Origin of the sequence: Burkholderia pseudomultivorans (assembly GCF_902499075.1) — a bacterium.
GTDB classification, from domain to species: domain Bacteria; phylum Pseudomonadota; class Gammaproteobacteria; order Burkholderiales; family Burkholderiaceae; genus Burkholderia; species Burkholderia pseudomultivorans.
This window is the reverse complement of record NZ_CABVPP010000060.1, coordinates 23,200-42,176: the sequence shown is the minus strand read 5'-3', so window position 1 is coordinate 42,176 and position 18,977 is coordinate 23,200. Positions and strand designations below refer to the sequence as shown.

General features: G+C 68.6%; 18 protein-coding genes and 1 pseudogene. 17 read left to right on the top strand and 2 right to left on the bottom strand.

From position 1 onward, the window contains the following. Nucleotides 1–441, bottom strand: a pseudogene (locus tag BST28156_RS28585) (flagellar basal body P-ring formation chaperone FlgA); the annotation flags it as partial. 205 nt (nt 442–646) lie between these two features. Between BST28156_RS28585 and flgB the strand changes: the two are divergent. The 13 genes from flgB (at nt 647) to BST28156_RS28520 (ending at nt 14,182) form a co-directional block, all read left to right on the top strand. Further along, nucleotides 647–1,135, top strand: coding sequence for a flagellar basal body rod protein FlgB (gene flgB, locus BST28156_RS28580; RefSeq protein WP_174903992.1), 489 nt, complete (start codon nt 647–649; stop codon nt 1,133–1,135). 38 nt (nt 1,136–1,173) lie between these two features. After that, nucleotides 1,174–1,599, top strand: coding sequence for a flagellar basal body rod protein FlgC (gene flgC / locus BST28156_RS28575; RefSeq protein ID WP_009687707.1), 426 nt, complete (start codon nt 1,174–1,176; stop codon nt 1,597–1,599). 76 nt (nt 1,600–1,675) lie between these two features. Next, the gene (gene flgD / locus BST28156_RS28570; protein WP_060244115.1) at nt 1,676–2,428 is read left to right on the top strand and encodes a flagellar hook assembly protein FlgD; all 753 of its coding nucleotides are present in this window, start codon (nt 1,676–1,678) and stop codon (nt 2,426–2,428) included. Between the two features lie 27 nt (nt 2,429–2,455). Beyond that, entirely contained in the window at nt 2,456–3,697 is a 1,242-nt protein-coding gene (gene flgE, locus BST28156_RS28565) for a flagellar hook protein FlgE (RefSeq protein ID WP_060244113.1), read from the top strand. 20 nt (nt 3,698–3,717) lie between these two features. Next, nucleotides 3,718–4,476: a flagellar basal-body rod protein FlgF gene (gene flgF / locus BST28156_RS28560; protein ID WP_009687711.1), complete on the top strand. Its 759-nt coding sequence runs from the start codon at nt 3,718–3,720 to the stop codon at nt 4,474–4,476. A gap of 36 nt (nt 4,477–4,512) precedes the next feature. After that, nucleotides 4,513–5,301, top strand: coding sequence for a flagellar basal-body rod protein FlgG (flgG, locus tag BST28156_RS28555; RefSeq protein ID WP_174903991.1), 789 nt, complete (start codon nt 4,513–4,515; stop codon nt 5,299–5,301). Between the two features lie 20 nt (nt 5,302–5,321). Further along, nucleotides 5,322–6,011 (top strand): flagellar basal body L-ring protein FlgH, encoded by a 690-nt coding sequence (gene flgH / locus BST28156_RS28550; protein WP_060244111.1) that lies wholly within the window; start codon nt 5,322–5,324, stop codon nt 6,009–6,011. A gap of 5 nt (nt 6,012–6,016) precedes the next feature. After that, entirely contained in the window at nt 6,017–7,189 is a 1,173-nt protein-coding gene (locus BST28156_RS28545) for a flagellar basal body P-ring protein FlgI (protein WP_254596435.1), read from the top strand. Continuing rightward, nucleotides 7,190–8,182, top strand: a complete 993-nt coding sequence (gene flgJ, locus BST28156_RS28540) for a flagellar assembly peptidoglycan hydrolase FlgJ (protein WP_060244109.1) — start codon at nt 7,190–7,192, stop codon at nt 8,180–8,182. A 215-nt stretch (nt 8,183–8,397) separates the two neighbouring features. Beyond that, nucleotides 8,398–9,153 (top strand): flagellar brake protein, encoded by a 756-nt coding sequence (locus tag BST28156_RS28535; RefSeq protein WP_174903990.1) that lies wholly within the window; start codon nt 8,398–8,400, stop codon nt 9,151–9,153. A 170-nt stretch (nt 9,154–9,323) separates the two neighbouring features. Next, on the top strand, nt 9,324–11,303 hold the full coding sequence (gene flgK, locus BST28156_RS28530) for a flagellar hook-associated protein FlgK (RefSeq protein ID WP_174903989.1): 1,980 nt from the start codon (nt 9,324–9,326) through the stop codon (nt 11,301–11,303). A 17-nt stretch (nt 11,304–11,320) separates the two neighbouring features. Continuing rightward, on the top strand, nt 11,321–12,556 hold the full coding sequence (gene flgL, locus BST28156_RS28525; RefSeq protein WP_060244102.1) for a flagellar hook-associated protein FlgL: 1,236 nt from the start codon (nt 11,321–11,323) through the stop codon (nt 12,554–12,556). A gap of 318 nt (nt 12,557–12,874) precedes the next feature. Next, complete coding sequence (locus BST28156_RS28520) at nt 12,875–14,182, top strand: solute carrier family 23 protein (protein ID WP_060244100.1); 1,308 nt, start codon at nt 12,875–12,877, stop codon at nt 14,180–14,182. A 67-nt stretch (nt 14,183–14,249) separates the two neighbouring features. Here the strand turns inward: BST28156_RS28520 and BST28156_RS28515 are convergent, their stop codons facing one another. Continuing rightward, nucleotides 14,250–15,134 carry a transcriptional regulator GcvA gene (locus tag BST28156_RS28515; RefSeq protein WP_060244098.1) on the bottom strand — a complete coding sequence of 295 codons (885 nt, stop codon included), beginning with the start codon at nt 15,132–15,134 and terminating at the stop codon, nt 14,250–14,252. Nucleotides 15,135–15,229: 95 nt separating this feature from the next. Between BST28156_RS28515 and BST28156_RS28510 the strand changes: the two genes are divergently transcribed. The 4 genes from BST28156_RS28510 to BST28156_RS28495 all read left to right on the top strand — a co-directional run bounded on the left by BST28156_RS28510 (nt 15,230) and on the right by BST28156_RS28495 (nt 18,725). Beyond that, entirely contained in the window at nt 15,230–15,817 is a 588-nt protein-coding gene (locus BST28156_RS28510; RefSeq protein ID WP_060244096.1) for a chromate transporter, read from the top strand. Continuing rightward, on the top strand, nt 15,814–16,341 hold the full coding sequence (locus BST28156_RS28505) for a chromate transporter (RefSeq protein WP_060244094.1): 528 nt from the start codon (nt 15,814–15,816) through the stop codon (nt 16,339–16,341). Before BST28156_RS28510 ends, BST28156_RS28505 begins: the two co-directional genes overlap by 4 nt. A 243-nt stretch (nt 16,342–16,584) precedes the next feature. Then, on the top strand, nt 16,585–17,286 hold the full coding sequence (locus tag BST28156_RS28500) for a YoaK family protein (protein ID WP_060244091.1): 702 nt from the start codon (nt 16,585–16,587) through the stop codon (nt 17,284–17,286). A gap of 317 nt (nt 17,287–17,603) precedes the next feature. Continuing rightward, nucleotides 17,604–18,725 carry a porin gene (locus tag BST28156_RS28495; protein ID WP_174903988.1) on the top strand — a complete coding sequence of 374 codons (1,122 nt, stop codon included), beginning with the start codon at nt 17,604–17,606 and terminating at the stop codon, nt 18,723–18,725. Nucleotides 18,726–18,977 lie beyond the last annotated feature (252 nt).

Below are 18,977 nucleotides of genomic sequence, written 5' to 3'. Positions count from 1 at the left end.
CGCCGCGATCGCCGGCGGCTGCGGCGCCCGCGCGGCGTTCGACGCGGCATCGGCCGCGCCGGCGACGACCGTCACGATGCCGCCCGGATCGGTGGCCGGTTGTCCGCTCCGCGTCGCGGCGCGATAGGTCGCGGGCGGATTTGCCGCGCGGTCCTGCGGAATCGACACCGCGTTCATCGGCTGCATCGCGGCGCCCGCCGGCGCGGCATTCATCGCGGCCGCCGCACTCCCCCGGCCCGCATTGCCGCCCGCCAGGCCGCCGCTTGCCGCGGCCGCAGTCGCGAGCGCGTGCTCGGCCGTCTCGCCGCGCCCGGGAATCACGATCATCCCGTCGTCCGCATGCGCCGCCGGCACCGCGATCCACAGCGCCGCCGCGAGCGCGAACGCACGCCGGACGTGCGTCCGCCGTCCGTTTCTGCCGCCCCGTGCGCAGCCTGTCATCGCCGTGTCCTCGATCCGTTGATCCCGAATTGCATTCTAGGGAGCGGGGCCGTCGCGCAAACGATGAATAGAGGGGGGCTTTGCCGCGTTATTCGCCCGATTGCCGGTTGCGCGCGACGCCTACCATCGCTGTCATGGAAAAAAGCCTCCCGGGCCGCCGCGCGGCGCGGGCGGCGTGCAGCGCTTCATCCGGAGGGACGCACACATGCTGGACAAACTCGATGCCGAATTCGCGTTCGGCCGACAGGCGCTCGACGTGCGCGCGTATCGGCAGGAACTGCTGTCGTCGAACATCGCGAACGCCGACACGCCCGGCTATCAGGCCCGCGACGTCGATTTCGCGTCGACGCTCGCGCGTTCGCTGAAGCAGGCGAACGGCGCCCTTGCGCCGAGCAACGCCGCGCAACTGCCGATGACGCAGCCGGCCGGCGTGACGAGCGGCATGACGATGGTGTCGACCGCGGCGGGCCACATGACCGGCACCGCGAAGCTGATCCCGACCGGCGGCCCGGCGGACGACTACGGTCGCGCGCAGTACCGGATGCCGCTGCAGCCGTCGCTCGACGGCAACACGGTCGATCTCGACGTCGAGCGCGTGCAGTTCGCGAACAACGCGCTGCACTACGAGACCGGGATGACCGTGATGACCCAGCAGATCAAGGCGATGATCGCCGCGATCACGACGAACTCGTAAGCGCGCGCCGCTTCCGAACCCGAGCACAAGGAGCCTCCATGCCCTCGTTGATGAACATCTTCGGCGTCGCCGGCTCGGCGCTGTCCGCGCAGTCGCAGCGCCTGAACGTCACCGCGTCGAACCTCGCGAACGCCGACAGCGCGACCGGCCCCGACGGCAAGCCGTACAAGGCCAAGCAGGTCGTGTTCGCGACCGACCCGATCGGCGGCGCGCGCACCGCGTCCGGCCAGGGCGTCGGCGGCGTGCGCGTGACGAAGGTGGTCGACGATCCGTCGCCGATGAAGTCGACCTACGACCCGGCGAACCCGGCCGCCGACGCGAACGGCTACGTGCAGATGCCGAACGTCGACCCGGTGCAGGAAATGGTGAACATGATCTCGGCGTCGCGCTCGTACCAGGCCAACGTCGAGACGCTGAACACCGCGAAGCAGCTGATGCTGAAGACGCTGACGATCGGCTCGTGAGCCGCGTGCACGCAGACCGGCAGCCAGCGCCGACAGACCCGGCAGTTACGACAGATCCGATACAAGGCCAGACAGCATGACCTCCTCCAGCACGACGATCGGCAGCAGCGGCACGAACGTGTCGACCCTGCCGACCGACACGATGAACACCAACAACGTGTCGACGACCGGCACGTCGGCGAGCGACCTGCAGACGACGTTCCTGACGCTGCTCGTCACGCAGCTGCAGAACCAGGATCCGACCAGTCCGGTCGACAGCTCGCAGATGACCTCGCAGCTCGCGCAGATCAACACGGTGAGCGGCATCGCGCAGCTCAACACGTCGCTGACCTCGCTGTCGACGCAGCTCGCGGCCGGCCAGCAGACGCAGGCCGCGCTGCTGATCGGCTCGAACGTGCTGGCGCCGGGCAACACCGTCGCGGTGAAGAGCGGCGCGGCGTCGCCGTTCGGCGTGTCGCTGACGAGCAGCGTGTCGAACCTGACGATCACCGTGAAGAACAGCGCGGGCGCCGTCGTCAACACGATCAACGCGGGCCAGCAGTCGGCCGGCACCGTGCCGTTCAACTGGACGCCGACCGATGCGGCCGGCAACGCGCTGCCGGACGGCCAGTACACGATCAGCGCGCAGTACACCGGCAGCGACGGCAAGACCTATGCGCCGACCGTGCTCGCGGCCGCGCAGGTGCAAAGCGTGATCAAGCAGTCGGACGGCACGCCGGGGCTCGTGCTGTCGAACGGCTCGACCGTGGGGCTCACGCAGGTCGCGTCGATCTTCCCGAACACCGCGTCGTCGTCTTCGTCCTCGTCCGGCGACACCACCACCAACTGATCCAGCTTCCTCGAAACGGAGACCGAAATGGGTTATGAACAGGGTCTGAGCGGCCTCGCCGGCGCATCGAACGCGCTCGACGTGATCGGCAACAACATCGCGAACGCGAACACGGTCGGCTTCAAGTCGAGCACCGCGCAGTTCTCGGACATGTACGCGAACTCGATCGCGACGTCCGTCAACACGCAGATCGGGATCGGCACGACGCTCGCGTCGGTGCAGCAGCAGTTCGGGCAGGGCGCGATCAATTCGACCAGCTCGTCGCTCGACGTCGCGATCAACGGCAACGGCTTCTTCCAGATGTCGAACAACGGCGTGATGACGTACACGCGCGACGGCACGTTCCAGCGCGACAAGAACGGCTACATCGTCAACGCGCAGGGCCTGAACCTGATGGGCTACGCGGCCGACAAGAACGGCGTGATCAACACCGCGCAGACCGTGCCGCTGCAGGCGCCGACGACCAACATCGCGCCGACCGCGACCACCAAGATCACCGGCCAGTTCAACCTGAACTCGCAGGACTCGGTGCCGGCCAAGGCGCCGTTCGACCCGAGCGACAACACGACGTACAACTACTCGACGTCGATCCAGGTGTACGACTCGCTCGGCGGCTCGCAGCCGGTCAACATGTATTTCGTGAAGTCCGCCACCAGCGGCCAGTGGGAAGCGTACGCGGGCGTGCAGGGCGGCAGCACGACCGATCTCGGCACGGTCACCTTCGATTCGACCGGCGCGATCCAGAGCACCGTCGCGTCCGACGGCACTGCGACCACGTCGCTCGGCCAGTTCAAGTTCACGATCGACAACAGCGACGGCTCCGGCACGCCGCAGCCGTTGACGCTCGACCTGACCGGCACCACGCAGTACGGCGGCAAGGACGGCGTGAACAACCTCGCGCAGGACGGTTTCGCGAGCGGCACGCTGACCACCTTCACGATCGGCAACGACGGCAAGGTCACCGGCAACTACTCGAACGGCCAGACGGCGACGCTCGGCCAGATCGCGCTCGCGAACTTCAACAACCCGAACGGGCTCGTCAACATCGGCGGCAACCAGTACGTCGAGACGGCCGCGTCGGGCGTGCCGCAGATCTCCGCGCCGGGCAGCACGAACCACGGCACGCTGCAGGGCAGCGCGCTCGAGAACTCGAACGTCGACCTGACCTCGCAGCTCGTGAACCTGATCACCGCGCAGCGCAACTACCAGGCGAACGCGCAGACGATCAAGACGCAGCAGACCGTCGACCAGACGCTCATCAACCTGTGACGCGCGGATAACGGGCAGCCATGGACCGACTGATCTACACGGCGATGACGGGCGCGTCGCAGTCGCTCGACCAGCAGGCGATCGTCGCGAACAACCTCGCGAACGCGTCGACGACGGGCTTTCGCGCGCAGCTCGCGACCTATCGCGCGGTGCCGATGAATTTCGGCGACGGCAGCACGGTCGACCCGACGACGACGCGCACCTACGTGCTCGCGTCGACGCCGGGCGCGGACTTTGCGCCGGGACCGATCACGCGCACCGGCAATCCGCTCGACGTCGCGGTGCAGGGCGCGGGCTGGCTGTCCGTGCAGCTGGCCGACGGCAGCGAGGCGTATACGCGCGCCGGCAACCTGCACGTCGACCAGAACGGCCAGCTCGTCAACGCGAGCAACCTGCCGGTGGTCGGCAACGGCGGCCCGATCTCGGTGCCGCCGAACGCGGAAGTGACGATCGGCAAGGACGGCACGGTGTCCGCGCTGATGCCAGGCGACCCGCCGACGGCGGTCGCGATCGTCGACCAGATGAAGCTCGTCAATCCCGATCCGGCCACGCTCACGCGCGGCAACGACGGGCTGTTCCGCACCGCCGACGGCAATCCGGCCGATGCCGACCCGAACGTCGTCGTCACGCCGAACTCGCTCGAAGGCAGCAACGTGAACCCGGTGACCGCGATGGTCGCGATGATCGACAACGCGCGCGCGTTCCAGCTTCAGTCGAAGCTGATCCAGACGGCCGACCAGAACGAGCAGTCGGCGAACCAGCTGCTCAACTTCAGCTGAGCGACTCGCGCCAGCCCTAGCAGGAGAACCTAACAAGTGAATCGTTCGCTCTATATCGCCGCCACCGGCATGAATGCGCAGCAGGCGCAGATGGACGTGATCTCGAACAACCTCGCGAACGTCAGCACCAACGGCTTCAAGGGCTCGCGCGCGGTGTTCGAGGACCTGCTGTACCAGACCATCCGCCAGCCCGGCGCGAACTCGACGCAGCAGACCGAGCTGCCGTCGGGCCTGCAGCTCGGCACCGGCGTGCAGCAGGTCGCGACCGAGCGCCTGTATACGCAGGGCAGCCTCACGCAGACCGGCAACTCGAAGGACGTCGCGATCAACGGCGCGGGCTTCTTCCAGGTGCTGATGCCGGACGGCACCAACGCGTACACGCGCGACGGCTCGTTCCAGACCAACGCGCAGGGCCAGCTCGTCACGTCGAGCGGCTACCAGATCCTGCCGGCGATCACGGTGCCGCAGAACGCGACGTCGCTGACGATCGGCAAGGACGGCGTCGTGTCGGTCACGCAGCCGGGCTCGAGCAACGCGGTGCAGATCGGCTCGCTGCAGGTCGCGACCTTCATCAACCCGGCCGGCCTCGAGGCGAAGGGCGAGAACCTGTTCGCGGAAACCACCTCGTCGGGTGCGCCGAACGTGTCGCAGCCGGGCCTGAACGGCGCGGGTACGCTCAACCAGGGCTATGTCGAGGCGTCGAACGTGAACGTGGTGCAGGAGCTGGTCAACATGATCCAGACGCAGCGCGCGTACGAGATCAACAGCAAGGCCGTGACGACGTCCGACCAGATGCTGCAGACCGTCACGCAGATGAAGAGTTAACCGGACATCCCGTCGTTGCCATGAAGCAGGTTCGCCTCCTCCCGCCCGCCACCGTCCGCGCCGCCTGCGCGGTCGCGGTGGCGGCGTTCGCCGGCTGCGCGCAGATTCCGCACGAGCCGATCATCCAGCAGCCGATGACGGCGCAGCCGCCGATGCCGGTGTCGATGCAGGCGCCCGGCTCGATCTTCAATCCCGGCTACGCGGGCCGGCCGCTGTTCGAGGATCAGCGGCCGCGCAACATCGGCGACATCCTGACGATCGTGATCGCGGAAAACATCAACGCGACCAAGTCGTCGGGCGCGAACACCAACCGGCAGGGCAACACCGACTTCAACGTGCCGACCGCCGGCTTCCTCGGCGGGCTGTTCAGCAAGGCGAACCTGTCGGCGTCGGGCGACAACAAGTTCGCCGCGACCGGCGGCGCGAGCGCGGCGAACACCTTCAACGGCACGATCACGGTGACCGTCACCAACGTGCTGCCGAACGGCAACCTGGTGGTCAGCGGCGAAAAGCAGATGCTGATCAACCAGGGCAACGAATTCGTGCGCTTCTCGGGCGTCGTCAACCCGAACACGATTTCCGGCGCGAACTCCGTCTATTCGACGCAGGTCGCCGACGCGAAGATCGAATACTCGGCGAAGGGCTACATCAACGAAGCCGAGACAATGGGCTGGCTGCAGCGCTTCTTCCTCAATATCGCGCCGTGGTGACGCCGATGCACAAGACCGTACTTCGTCGCCTGTCGTTTCGCGCGCATGCCGCCGTCGCGCTGCTGCTGGTCGCCGCCGCGTGCGGGCTCGGCGCGGGCCCCGCGCGCGCCGAGCGCCTGAAGGACCTCGCGCAGATCCAGGGCGTGCGCGACAACCCGCTGATCGGCTATGGCCTCGTCGTCGGCCTCGACGGCACCGGCGACCAGACGATGCAGACGCCGTTTACGACGCAGACGCTCGCGAACATGCTCGCGAACCTCGGCATCTCGATCAACAACGGCTCGGCCAACGGCGGCGCGTCGCAGCTGAACAACATGCAGCTGAAGAACGTCGCGGCCGTGATGGTGACCGCGACGCTGCCGCCGTTCGCGCGGCCGGGCGAGGCGCTCGACGTGACGGTGTCGTCGCTCGGCAACGCGAAGAGCCTGCGCGGCGGCACGCTGCTGCTCACGCCGCTGAAGGGCGCGGACGGGCAGGTGTATGCGCTCGCGCAGGGCAACATGGCGGTCGGCGGCGCCGGCGCCAGCGCGAACGGCAGCCGCGTGCAGGTGAACCAGCTCGCGGCCGGGCGCATCGTCGGCGGCGCGATCGTCGAGCGCTCGGTGCCGAACGCGCTCGCGCAGATGAACGGGATGCTGCAGCTGCAGCTGAACGACATGGACTACGGCACCGCGCAGCGCATCGTGTCGGCGGTCAATTCGAACTTCGGCCCGGGCGTCGCGACGGCGCTCGACGGCCGCACGATCCAGCTCGCCGCGCCGGCCGACCCGGCGCAGCAGGTCGCGTTCATGGCGCGCCTGCAGAACCTCGACGTGAGCCCGGACAAGGCCGCCGCGAAGGTGATCCTGAACGCGCGCACCGGCTCGATCGTGATGAACCAGATGGTCACGCTGCAAAGCTGCGCGGTCGCGCACGGCAACCTGTCGGTCGTCGTCAACACGCAGCCGGTCGTGTCGCAGCCGGGGCCGTTCTCGAACGGGCAGACGGTGGTCGCGCAGCAGTCGCAGATCCAGCTGAAGCAGGACAACGGCGCGCTGAAGATGGTGACGGCCGGCGCGAACCTCGCCGACGTCGTGAAGGCGCTCAACACGCTCGGCGCGACGCCGGCCGACCTGATGTCGATCCTGCAGGCGATGAAGGCGGCCGGCGCGCTGCGCGCGGACCTGGAGATCATCTAAATGGCGAATTCGGCGAATCTTCCGGGCGCGGGCGACCTCACGCAGCGCTTCGCGCTCGACGTACAGGGCTTCGACGCGCTGCGCGCGCAGGTGAAGCAGTCGCCGCAGGGCGGCGCGAAGCTCGTCGCGGGCCAGTTCGACGCGATGTTCACGCAGATGATGCTGAAGAGCATGCGCGACGCGACGCCCGACGGCGGGCTGTTCGACTCGCACACGTCGAAGATGTACACGTCGATGCTCGACCAGCAGCTCGCGCAGCAGATGTCGTCGCGCGGGATCGGCGTCGCCGACGCGCTGATGAAGCAGTTGATGCGCAATGCGGGGCAGGGCGCGGGCGGCGGCACGGCGGCCGATCTCGGCGCGGCCGGGCTGGGCGCCGCCGGTTTCGGCGAGTCCGGCAGCGAGGGCAGCCTCGCCGCGATGAACGCGATGGCGAAGGCGTATGCGAACGCGGCGTCGAACAACGGCGGCCTGGCTGGCGCGCGCGGCTATACGGCCGGCAGCGCGCTGACGCCGCCGCTGAAGGGCGCGAGCGGCTCGCCGGACGCCGACGCGTTCGTCGACCGGCTGGCCGCGCCCGCGCAGGCGGCCAGCGCGGCGACCGGCATCCCGGCGCGCTTCATCGTCGGCCAGGCCGCGCTCGAATCGGGCTGGGGCAAGCGCGAGATCCGCGCGGCCGACGGCTCGACCAGCCACAACGTGTTCGGCATCAAGGCGACCAAGGGCTGGACCGGCCGGACGGTGTCGGCGCTGACCACCGAATACGTGAACGGCACGCCGCGCCGCGTCGTCGCGAAGTTCCGCGCGTACGATTCGTACGAGCACGCGATGACCGATTACGCGAACCTGCTGAAGAACAATCCGCGCTATGCTGGCGTCCTGAGCGCGAGCCGCAGCGTCGAAGGTTTCGCGCACGGGCTGCAGAAGGCAGGCTATGCGACCGACCCGAACTACGCGAAGAAGCTGATCTCGATCATGCAGCAGATCGGCTGACGGGCCGCCCGCCTGCCGCCCGACCTTTCGGACCGCGCCCGGCTGCCCGCCGCGCGCGGTTTCAACGTTTGCGCAAAAAAAATCGGCAAATCGTTCTAAACTTTCGGTCAGCACTGCCGCTAAGTGTGAGAGACCTGCGACCGGGCCCGTTTTCTGGCCCGGTTTTACCGCGCACCGGTTTTCCGTGCGCCCACGACAAGAAAGACCGGCTAGCCATGAATATCGAAACGTCGACGGATCCGAGCCTGGATGCAGGCCATTCCGGCCCCGACTTTGCCCGCCGCAATCCGCTGGAGATCGGCGTGCAATTGCGCAACCTCGTGAACCGCGGCGATTTCCTGACCGTCCAGTATCCGGGCGGCCAGCTCGTCACGCGGCTGCTCGAGGTCGACGTCGGCGCACGGACGTTCACGTTCGACTGGGGCGCGCTGGCCGAGCAGAACGCCGGCATCCTCGGCGCGTCGCATTGCACGTTCTCGGCCGCACCGGAAGGCGTGCGCGTCGAATTCGCGACGGGCACGCCGCGCGAGACGCGCTACGAGGGGCTGCCTGCGTTCGCCGCCGATTTTCCCGACGTGCTGGTCTGCATCCAGCGCCGCGAATATTTCCGCGTCGACGCGCCGGTCGTCGATCCGTATCTGTGCCGCGGCACGCTGCCGAGCGGCGAAAGCTTCGTGTTCGAGGTGCACAACCTGTCGCTCGGCGGCGTCGGGCTGCGCACGGCCGACGAGCGCGTCGAGACGCTGGAGGTCGGCACGCAGCTGCCCGGCGCCGAGCTCGAGCTGAACGGCCACGGCAAGCTGTCGCTCGACCTGCAGCTCGTGTCGCAGCGCTCGACGCAGATGCCGAACGGCTCGCGGCGCTACCAGCTCGGCTTTCGCTTCCTGTCGCTGCCGGGCAGCGCGGAGAATACGCTGCAGCGGCTGATCACGCAGCTCGAGATGAAGCGCCGCTCGCTCGCGCGGGCCTGACGCCACCGTCGGCGCGCCGTCGCGCGCGCTCGCCGCCCGCCGTTTCGACGCACGACGTACGTCGATGCGTCGTACGCGCATTTTTCCCTCAATTTTTCCGATCCGCGGCCGTTATACCGGGAGTCACGCAACCCGGCGGCCGCAGCGCGGCCGGCTCATCAGGATCGCGCATGTCCAACTCACTCATGAACCTCGGCGTCAGCGGCCTGAATGCCGCACTCTGGGGCCTCACGACGACCGGCCAGAACATCAGCAATGCCGCGACGCCGGGCTATTCGGTCGAGCGGCCCGTCTATGCCGAGGCGAGCGGCCAGTACACGAGCAGCGGCTACATGCCGCAAGGCGTGAACACCGTCACCGTGCAGCGGCAGTACAGCCAGTACCTGAGCGACCAGCTGAACACCGCGCAGACGCAGGGCGGCGCGCTGTCGACCTGGTATTCGCTTGTCGCGCAGCTGAACAACTACGTCGGCAGCCCGACGGCCGGGATCTCGACCGCGATCACGAACTATTTCACCGGGCTGCAGAACGTCGCGAACAACGCGTCCGACCCGTCGGTGCGGCAGACCGCGATGAGCAACGCGCAGACGCTCGCCGACCAGATCACGGCGGCCGGCCAGCAGTACGACGCGCTGCGCCAGAGCGTGAACACGCAGCTGACGAGCACCGTGTCGCAGATCAACGCGTACACCGCGCAGATCGCGCAGCTGAACCAGCAGATCTCCGCGGCGAGCAGCCAGGGCCAGCCGCCGAACCAGCTGATGGACCAGCGCGACCTCGCGGTGTCGAACCTGTCGGGCCTCGCGGGCGTGCAGGTGGTGCGCAACAGCGACGGCTACAGCGTGTTCCTCGCGGGCGGCCAGCCGCTCGTCGTCGCCGACAAGAGCTACCAGCTCGCGGCCGTCACGTCGCCGTCCGATCCGAGCGAGCTGACCGTCGTGTCGCAGGGGATCGCCGGCGCGAACCCGCCGGGCCAGAACCAGTACCTGTCGGACGCGTCGCTGTCGGGCGGCACGCTCGGCGGCCTGCTCGCGTTCCGCAGCCAGACGCTCGACCCCGCGCAGGCGCAGCTCGGCGCGATCGCGACGAGCTTCGCCGCGCAGGTCAACGCGCAGAACGCGCTCGGCATCGACCTGTCGGGCAACGTCGGCGGCAACCTGTTCGCGGTCGGCACGCCGGCCGTCTACGCGAACCAGCAGAACAAGGGCGACGCGGCGCTGTCGGTGTCGTTTACCGACGCGTCGCAGCCGACCGCGAGCGACTACACGCTGTCGTACGACGGCACCCAGTACACGCTGACCGATCGCGCGAGCGGCTCGGTGGTCGGCACCTCGAAGTCGATGCCGGCATCGATCGGCGGGCTCGACTTCTCGTTCTCGTCGGGCGCGATGAGCGCCGGCGACCAGTTCACGGTGCTGCCCACGCGCGGCGCGCTCGACGGTTTCGGCCTCGCGACGTCGAACGGCTCGGCGATCGCGGCCGCGTCGCCGGTCGTGTCGTCGGCCGTGTCGACCAACACCGGCACCGCGACGATCACGCAGGGCGCGGTGAGCGCCGGCTACCAGGCGCCGTCGACCACGCTGACCTACGACGCGGCGTCGAAGTCGCTGTCGGGCTTCCCGGCCGGCACGACCGTGACGATCGCCGGCACGCCGCCGCAGCAGGTGACGATCGCCGACCCGTCGACGCCGGTGCCGTACGACCCGTCGGTCGGCGCGACGCTGACGATGTCGGGCACCGCGTCGGGCGCGATCAACGGCGTGACGGTATCGCTGTCGGGCGCGCCGGCCGACGGCGACCAGTTCAAGATCGGCCCGTACGCGGGCGGCACCAACGACGGCACCAACGCGCTCGCGCTGTCGAAGCTCGTCAGCGCGAAGTCGTTCGGCAACGGCACGGTCACGCTGACGGGTGCCTACGCGAGCTACGTGAACAATATCGGCAACGCGGCGAGCCAACTGAAGTCGTCGAGCGCCGCGCAGACCGCGCTGGTCGGCCAGATCACCGCGTCGCAGCAGTCGGTGTCGGGCGTGAACCAGAACGAGGAAGCGGCCAACCTGATGCAGTACCAGCAGCTCTACCAGGCGAACGCGAAGGTGATCCAGACGGCGGCGACGCTGTTCCAGACCGTGCTCGGCCTGTTCAACTGATTCCGGGGATCGAAGCGATGCGGATTTCCACTGCCCAGTTCTACCAGCTCAACGTCGCGCAGATGAGCGACCAGCAGGCGCAGCTCGCGCAGCTCTACCAGCAGATCTCGAGCGGCGTGAGCCTGTCGACGCCGGCCGACAACCCGCTCGGCGCGGCGCAGGCCGTGCAGTTGTCGATGACCTCGGCGACGCTGTCGCAGTACGCGACGAACCAGAACGTCGCGCTGTCGTCGCTGCAGAAGGAGGACCAGACGCTGACGACCGTCAACAACCTGCTGAACACGATCCACTCGAGCGTGATGCAGGCCGGCGACGGCTCGCTGTCCGACAGCGACCGCTCGGCGATCGCGACGCAGCTGCAGGGCTATCGCGACCAGCTGATGACGCTCGCGAACACGACCGACGGCGCGGGCAACTACCTGTTCGCCGGCTACCAGTCGACCACGGCGCCGTTCTCGAACAGTACGGGCGGCGGCGCGATCTACAGCGGCGACCGCGGCGCGCGCCAGGTACAGATTGCCGATACGCGCACGATCGCGCAGGGCGACGACGGCGCGAGCGTGTTCATGTCGGTGCCGATGCTCGGCAGCCAGCCGGTGCCGGCCGCCGGCGCGCGCAACTCGGGCACGGGCACGATCGGCGCGGTGTCGATCACGGACCCGTCGGCGGCGACCAACGCGCACCAGTTCACGATCACGTTCGCAGGCACGTCGGACGCGCCGACCTACACGGTGACCGACAACACCGTCACGCCGGCGACCACGACGGACCCGCAGCCGTACGAGGCGGGCACGGCGATCGCGCTCGGCAACGGGCTGACGGTGCCGGTGTCGGGCACGCCGGCGTCGGGCGACACGTTCTCGGTCACGCCCGCGCCGCAGGCCGGCACCGACGTGTTCGCGACGCTCGACACGATGATCGCCGCGCTGAAGGTGCCGGTCGGCAACGATACGGCCGCGGCCACCGCGCTCGCGAACACGATGACGACCGGCACGACCAAGCTCGACAACACGATGACGAACATCCTCACCGTGCAGGCGTCGGTCGGCGGCCGCGAGCAGGAAATCCAGGCGATGCAGGCCGTGAACCAGACCAACACGCTGCAGGTCACGAGCAACCTCGCGGACGTGACGAGCACCGACATGGTGACGACGATCAGCCAGTTCCTGCAGATGCAGAACGCGCTGAGCGGCGCACAGAAGGCTTACGCGCAGCTGCAGAACCTGTCGTTGTTCCAGTACATCAACCCGTGATGCAGCGTGTGCCGCCGTCGATGTGAGCGCACGCTTACATCGACGGCGCGGCGCAAAAAAAACCGCCCGGGCGCAACGCCCGGACGGTGGAGGGAGCAACTGGACAACGCCGCCGCGCCCTGGCGCGCTGCGGTTCTCGTACTGTAGGCGGCGCGGCGTGCGCTGTGAATCAGACGAATTCGAAATTGCAGCGCCGATGTTTCGATCGCTTGCAGCCCGCGCCGTGCTTGCCAGCCCCATTTCCGCTCCGTAAACTCGCGCCAGATTCCAGACCGGCGCACCGTTCGCAGCCGGCGACCGACAGGAGCCCTTTTTCCCATGTCCGATTCCTACTTCCCGCGCTGGCGGGTGCAATCGACCGGCGCGGCCGCGCGCGTGGTCGGCCCCGACGAGCGCCTGCCGTGGCCGCAGATGGTCGCGATGGGCGTGCAGCACGTCGTCGCGATGTTCGGCTCGACGGTGCTCGCGCCGCTGCTGATGGGCTTCGACCCGAATCTGTGCATCTTCATGTCGGGCATCGGCACGCTGCTGTTCTTCGTGCTGGTCGGCGGCCGCGTGCCGAGCTACCTCGGTTCGAGCTTCGCGTTCATCGGCCTGGTGATCGCGGTGACGGGCTACGGCGGCAGCGGGCCGAACCCGAACATCCCGGTCGCGCTCGGCGGGATCGTCGCGTGCGGCGTCGTGTACGTCGCGCTCGGCGCGCTGGTGTCGGCGATCGGCACGCGCTGGATCGAGGCGCTGATGCCGCCCGTCGTCACCGGCGCGGTGGTCGCGGTGATCGGGCTGAACCTCGCGCCGATCGCGGTCAAGGGCGTGTCCGCGTCGACCTTCGACTCGGTGATGGCGCTCGTCACGGTGCTGTGCGTCGGCGGCGTCGCGGTGTTCGCGCGCGGCATGGTGCAGCGCCTGCTGATCCTGGTCGGGCTCGCGATCGCGTACGCGCTCTACGCGATCGCGACCAACGGGATGGGGCTCGGCAAGCCGGTCGACTTCTCGATCGTCGCGCATGCCGCGTGGTTCGGGATGCCGGCCTTCACCGCGCCGGTGTTCGATCCGCACGCGATGCTGATGCTCGCGCCGGTCGCGGTGATCCTCGTCGCCGAGAACCTCGGCCACATCAAGGCCGTCAGCGCGATGACGGGCACCAACCTCGACCGCTACGTCGGCCGCGCGTTCATCGGCGACGGGCTCGCGACGATCGTGTCGGGCAGCGTCGGCGGCACCGGCGTCACCACCTATTCGGAGAACATCGGCGTGATGGCCGTCACGCGGATATACTCGACGCTGGTGTTCGCGGTGGCCGCGCTGATCGCGATCGTGCTCGGCTTCTCGCCGAAGTTCGGCGCGGTGATCCAGACGATTCCGGGCCCGGTGCTCGGCGGCGTGTCGATCGTCGTGTTCGGGCTGATCGCGGTGACCGGCGCGCGGATCTGGGTCGTCAACAAGGTCGACTTCTCCGACAACCGCAACCTGATCGTCGCGGCCGTCACGCTGGTGCTCGGCGCCGGCGACTTCTCGCTGAAGATCGGCGGCTTCGGGCTCGGCGGGATCGGCACCGCGACGTTCGGCGCGATCATCCTGTACGCGATCCTGCGCAAGGAAAAGGAACCGGGCCCGGTGGTCTGAGCATCCGGCGGGCGGCGTCCGTCCGCCCGCGTCGTCCGTCTCGCCGGTCTCGTCGAACCGCGTCGCGCTACGCGCCGAGGTTCGACTGCGTTTGCAGCCACGCGCAGAACTGCGCGACCAGCGGATCGTCCGCCGGCGCGCGCGGCGTAATCCACCAGTAGCTGCGCGTCGCGATGCGCGGGCCGTCGAGCGGCATCACGAGCCGGCCGCTCGCCAGTTCGTCGTCGATCAGCGGCAGCGGGCCGAGCGCGACGCCGAGTCCGTCGACGGCCGCCTGCAGCGCAAGATAGAAGTGGTCGAACGACTGCCGCTTGCGCACCTTCATCGCGACGCCGGCCGCCGCGAACCAGTCGCGCCAGCCTTCCGGGCGCGTATCCGAATGCAGCAGCACGTGCCGTGCGAGATCGTCGGCGCGCGCGATCGGCGCGCGCCGGAGCAGCGCGGGGCTGCAGACCGGAATCACGCTTTCGTCGAGGAAGTGGCCGCTCGCGCAGTTCGGCCAGTGGCCGGGGCCGCGGCGGATCGCGACGTCGAAGCCGTCGAGCGTGTCGAGCGGCGCATTCGACGTCGACAGCTTCAGCTCCACGTTCGGCACGTCGCGCTGGAATCGCGACAGGCGCGGCAGCAGCCATTTCATCGCGAAGGTCGGCAGCGCGTTGATGCGCAGCACGCGCGCGGTGCCGGTATGGCGCAGCTGCTCGGTCGCGAGCGCGATGCTGTCGAACGCGGCGCGCACAGTGTCCAGATAGCGGCGGCCCTCGTCGGTGAGCTTCACGCGCTTGCCGTAGCGGTGGAACACCGGCTTGCCGAGCCATGCCTCGAAGCCGGCGATCTGCCGGCTGATGGCACCGTGGGTCACATGCAGCTCGTCGCCAGCGGCGCTGAAGCTTTCATGTCGTGCCGCGGCTTCAAAGGCCCGAAGCGCGGAAAAGGGCGGGAGATCGCGAGCCATGCTTGTGATTCTAGATCACAAGGGCGCGCCGATAAAATCGTTTTGCCGGCATCCGGAACGGCGGTAAGCTCGGCTGACCGTTCATGAGGATCCCCATGCAATCTGCTTCTCCGCCGTCCGCCGCGTCGCCGCGCCGGATCGGTCTCGCCGAGCTGTTCACCGGTTTTCTGTCGCTCGGGCTGATGTCGTTCGGCGGCGCGCTGCCGTTCGCGCGGCGCACCATCGTCGACGAGCGCAAGTGGCTGAGCGCCGACGAATTCACCGATCTGCTCGGCCTGTGCCAGTTCCTGCCGGGCGGCAACGTGATCAACCTGTCGGTGGCCGTCGGGATGCGCTTTCGCGGCATTCCCGGCGCGTTCGCCGGCATCCTCGGGCTGATCGCGGGGCCGACGCTCGTCGTCGTCGCGCTCGGCGTGCTGTATGCGAAAACGCAAAACGATCCGCGCGTGCAGCATCTGTTTGCGGGGCTCGCGGCCGCCGCCGCGGGGCTGCTCGCCGCGATGGCCGTGAAGGTCGCGAAGCCGCTGCGGCATGCGCGTGCGGCGGCCGGCATCGCGGTGCTCGCGTTCGTCGCGATCGCGGTGCTGCGCATCCCGCTGCTGACCACGATGCTCGTGCTGACGCCGCTCAGCGTCTGGCTCGCGGCGCGGCGTCGCGACGCGCAACCGGGAGGCCGGCAATGAACGACACGCTGGTCGCGATCGCGACGATCTTCAGCCAGCTGTCGCTGCTGGCGTTCGGCGGCGGCAACACGATCCTGCCGGAGATGCAGCGGCAGGTTGTCGACGTGCATCACTGGATGAGCGCGCACGAGTTCACCGCGCTGTTCGCGCTCGCACAGGCGGCACCCGGGCCGAACATGATGATCGTGTCGCTGGTCGGCTGGCACGTCGCCGGCTGGGCCGGACTGCTCGTCGCGTCGCTCGCGAAGTTCGGGCCGTCGTCGATCGTCACCGTGCTCGCGCTGCACGCGTGGGAGCGCTTTCGCGACCGGCCGTGGCGCCGCTACGTGCAGCAGGGGATGATGCCGGTCACGGCCGGGCTCGTCGCGGCGAGCGCGGTGCTGATCGCCGACGCGTCGAACCACACCGCGATCCAGTGGGGCATCACGGCCGCATGCGCGGTGCTTGCGTATCGCACGCGCATCCATCCGCTGTGGCTGCTCGCGGCCGGCGCGCTGATCGGCCTCAGCGGCATCGGGCAGTAAGCCTCTGCCGCTCGGCCGACTCGACGCGTCGCCTGCGGTCGCGGCCGCGCGGAACCGGCCCACGCCCGGCGCGCCGCTATACTCGGCCTGACCCGGCCCGCCCGCCATGCCGGCGATTGCCGCTGCCCATGCCGCGCGACGAACCGCGCGCGTCGCGGCGGCGAGCGGCGGGACGCGACGCCCGCAACCGAATTCCGCACCGCCCGCCGCGCGCCGCCGGCGGCGCACCCCACGGGAGGATCGATGGATCTCGACGGCGCCAGCCGCAATCTCACCGTCGCCGCGCTGCTGACGCTGTCCGGCGGCTATCTCGATGCATACACCTACGTCGGCCACGGCCACGTGTTCGCGAACACGATGACGGGCAACGTTGCGCTGCTCGGCATCAATGTATCGGCCGGCGAATGGGCTGCCGCACTGCATCACGTGCCGCCGCTGCTCGGTTTCGTGCTCGCGGTGTTCGTCGCGCATCTGCTCGCGCTCGCCGCGCAGCGCGGCTGGATGCGGCACACGGCGTTCGCGAGCCTGATCGTCGAGATCGCGTTTCTCGCCATCGCCGCGAGCGGCGCGGTCGGCGCGTCGAGCGCTTGGCTGATCCCCGGCATCTCGTTTGTCGCGACGCTGCAGACACTGTCGTTCACGCATCTCGAGGAGCTGTCGTACACGTCGGTGATGACGACCGGCAACCTGCGCCGCGCCGCGCAGAAGCTGTTCGTCGGGCTGATCCCGCGCTACGACGCGGGCGCGCTGCACGACTCGGCGCTGCTCGCGACGATCAGCTTCTGCTTTCTCGCGGGCGCGGTGATCGGCGGCTTCGTCACGCGGCTCGTCGCGGAAGTCGCGCTGTGGGGGGCGGTGCTGCTGCTCGCGGGCGCGTTCGCGGAAATCGTGCGGCGCGCGCGGCGCCGGCACGCGAGCGACGATGTGCCGCCGTCGGCCGCGTGACCGGGCCCGTCACGCCGGCGCCTCTTCCTCCCCGCCCATGGTTGCGCGGCGCGATCCGTCCTTACAGACCTGACGCCGCGTAAACGTCCCGGCCGGATGCGCCCGGATCCTGCCCGACAGCCGCCGAGCCTGCGTTGCCGCGCATAACGTTGTGCGCGGGCGACAGTTCGCGCGTTACTGTGCGTTTCAATTTCTTTCAACGATTGCACTCGTCATATGATTCAGCCCACATCGTGCGCGCCAAGAACGCGCGCGATCGCCACCCGGCTGCGCACGCGGCCGGTCATGAATGGAGACACCTAAAAAAAGGAAAGCTCATGAAGCAGACCATCCGACTCGCAGCACTCGCAGGGGGCGCGTTGCTGGCATTCGCCAGCCAGCATGTAGCGGCACAAAGCTCGGTCACGCTGTGGGGCGTCGCCGACGTCAGCGTGCGCTACCTGACCAACGCGAACGCGAACAACGACGGCCTCGTGTCGATGACCAACGGTGCGATCACCAACAGCCGCTTCGGCATCTACGGCACCGAAGACCTCGGCGGCGGCCTGAAGGCATTGTTCAACCTGGAAAGCGGCGTGAACCTGCAGAACGGCGCGTTCGCCGACAGCGGCCGCCTGTTCAACCGTGCAGCCTACGTCGGCTTGCAGAGCCCGTACGGCACGGTCACGCTCGGCCGCCAGAAGACGCCGCTGTTCGACCTGCTGTCGGACACCTACGATCCGCTGACCGTCGGCAACTACCTCGAGAACGCGTGGCTGCCGGTTGCGCTCGGCGGCGGCCTGTATGCGGACAACCAGATCAAGTACACGGGCAAGTTCGCGGGCCTGACCGCGAAGGCGATGTACTCGACCGGCACCAACTACGAATCGACCGGCGCGGGCGGCTTCTCGGGCCAGATCCCGGGTTCGCTCGGCAAGGGCAATGCGTGGGGCGTATCGCTGTCGTACGTGATGGGCCCGCTGAGCATCGCGGCCGGCGCGCAGCAGAACAGCGACAACTCGGCGCGCAAGCAGACGATCTACCACGCGAACGTCGTCTACGCGTTCAGCAAGGCGAAGGTCTACGCGGGCTACCTGCGCTCGAAGGATGACACGGGCTTCGTCGACAGCCTGCTCGCGCAGCAGTCGATTCCGGTCGCGAAGGGCACCGGCCGGATCGACGACGGTCCGTTCGCGGGCGTGAGCTGGCAGGTCAGCACGCCGCTGACGCTGACGGGCGCGTTCTACTACGACCACATGCGCAACGCGATGACCGCGAACGGCACGCTCGCGAGCGGCAACCGCTACGCGATCGTCGGCATCGCCGAGTACGCGCTGAGCAAGCGCACCGAAGTCTACGGCACCATCGACTTCAACAAGACCAACGGCGCAGCCAACGTCGAGCTGCCGGGCCGCAGCAACCAGACCGGCATCGCGATCGGCCTGCGCAACATCTTCTGATCGACGGCCGTCTCGTTCGATCGCATGCAGAAAGGCGCCGCACGGCGCCTTTCTGCTTTTGAAGCGCGCCCCGGCGTCGCGGCGTTGAAGCGCAGGCCGCCGGGTCATGCCGCACGGTCATGACTTTGCGCCGAATCGGCAATATTCAGCAGGGTTTCGTCTCCGGATAATGCGCCAGGCATCCGGATCGCGCGTCGCACGCGGCAACGCCCGCCTGCAACGCACCCGATAGATCCGGACTGCAAATTAAAA

Coding starts and splice junctions, on each gene's coding strand:
- BST28156_RS28545 (WP_254596435.1), top strand. CDS start 6,017: ATGCACAAGACCGTACTTCGTCGCCTGTCGTTTCGCGCGCATGCCGCC.
- BST28156_RS28495 (WP_174903988.1), top strand. CDS start 17,604: ATGAAGCAGACCATCCGACTCGCAGCACTCGCAGGGGGCGCGTTGCTG.
- BST28156_RS28505 (WP_060244094.1), top strand. CDS start 15,814: ATGAACGACACGCTGGTCGCGATCGCGACGATCTTCAGCCAGCTGTCG.
- flgD (WP_060244115.1), top strand. CDS start 1,676: ATGACCTCCTCCAGCACGACGATCGGCAGCAGCGGCACGAACGTGTCG.
- BST28156_RS28535 (WP_174903990.1), top strand. CDS start 8,398: ATGAATATCGAAACGTCGACGGATCCGAGCCTGGATGCAGGCCATTCC.
- flgH (WP_060244111.1), top strand. CDS start 5,322: ATGAAGCAGGTTCGCCTCCTCCCGCCCGCCACCGTCCGCGCCGCCTGC.
- flgK (WP_174903989.1), top strand. CDS start 9,324: ATGTCCAACTCACTCATGAACCTCGGCGTCAGCGGCCTGAATGCCGCA.
- flgL (WP_060244102.1), top strand. CDS start 11,321: ATGCGGATTTCCACTGCCCAGTTCTACCAGCTCAACGTCGCGCAGATG.
- flgE (WP_060244113.1), top strand. CDS start 2,456: ATGGGTTATGAACAGGGTCTGAGCGGCCTCGCCGGCGCATCGAACGCG.
- BST28156_RS28510 (WP_060244096.1), top strand. CDS start 15,230: ATGCAATCTGCTTCTCCGCCGTCCGCCGCGTCGCCGCGCCGGATCGGT.
- flgF (WP_009687711.1), top strand. CDS start 3,718: ATGGACCGACTGATCTACACGGCGATGACGGGCGCGTCGCAGTCGCTC.
- BST28156_RS28515 (WP_060244098.1), bottom strand. CDS start 15,134: ATGGCTCGCGATCTCCCGCCCTTTTCCGCGCTTCGGGCCTTTGAAGCC.
- flgB (WP_174903992.1), top strand. CDS start 647: ATGCTGGACAAACTCGATGCCGAATTCGCGTTCGGCCGACAGGCGCTC.
- BST28156_RS28500 (WP_060244091.1), top strand. CDS start 16,585: ATGGATCTCGACGGCGCCAGCCGCAATCTCACCGTCGCCGCGCTGCTG.
- flgJ (WP_060244109.1), top strand. CDS start 7,190: ATGGCGAATTCGGCGAATCTTCCGGGCGCGGGCGACCTCACGCAGCGC.
- flgC (WP_009687707.1), top strand. CDS start 1,174: ATGCCCTCGTTGATGAACATCTTCGGCGTCGCCGGCTCGGCGCTGTCC.
- BST28156_RS28520 (WP_060244100.1), top strand. CDS start 12,875: ATGTCCGATTCCTACTTCCCGCGCTGGCGGGTGCAATCGACCGGCGCG.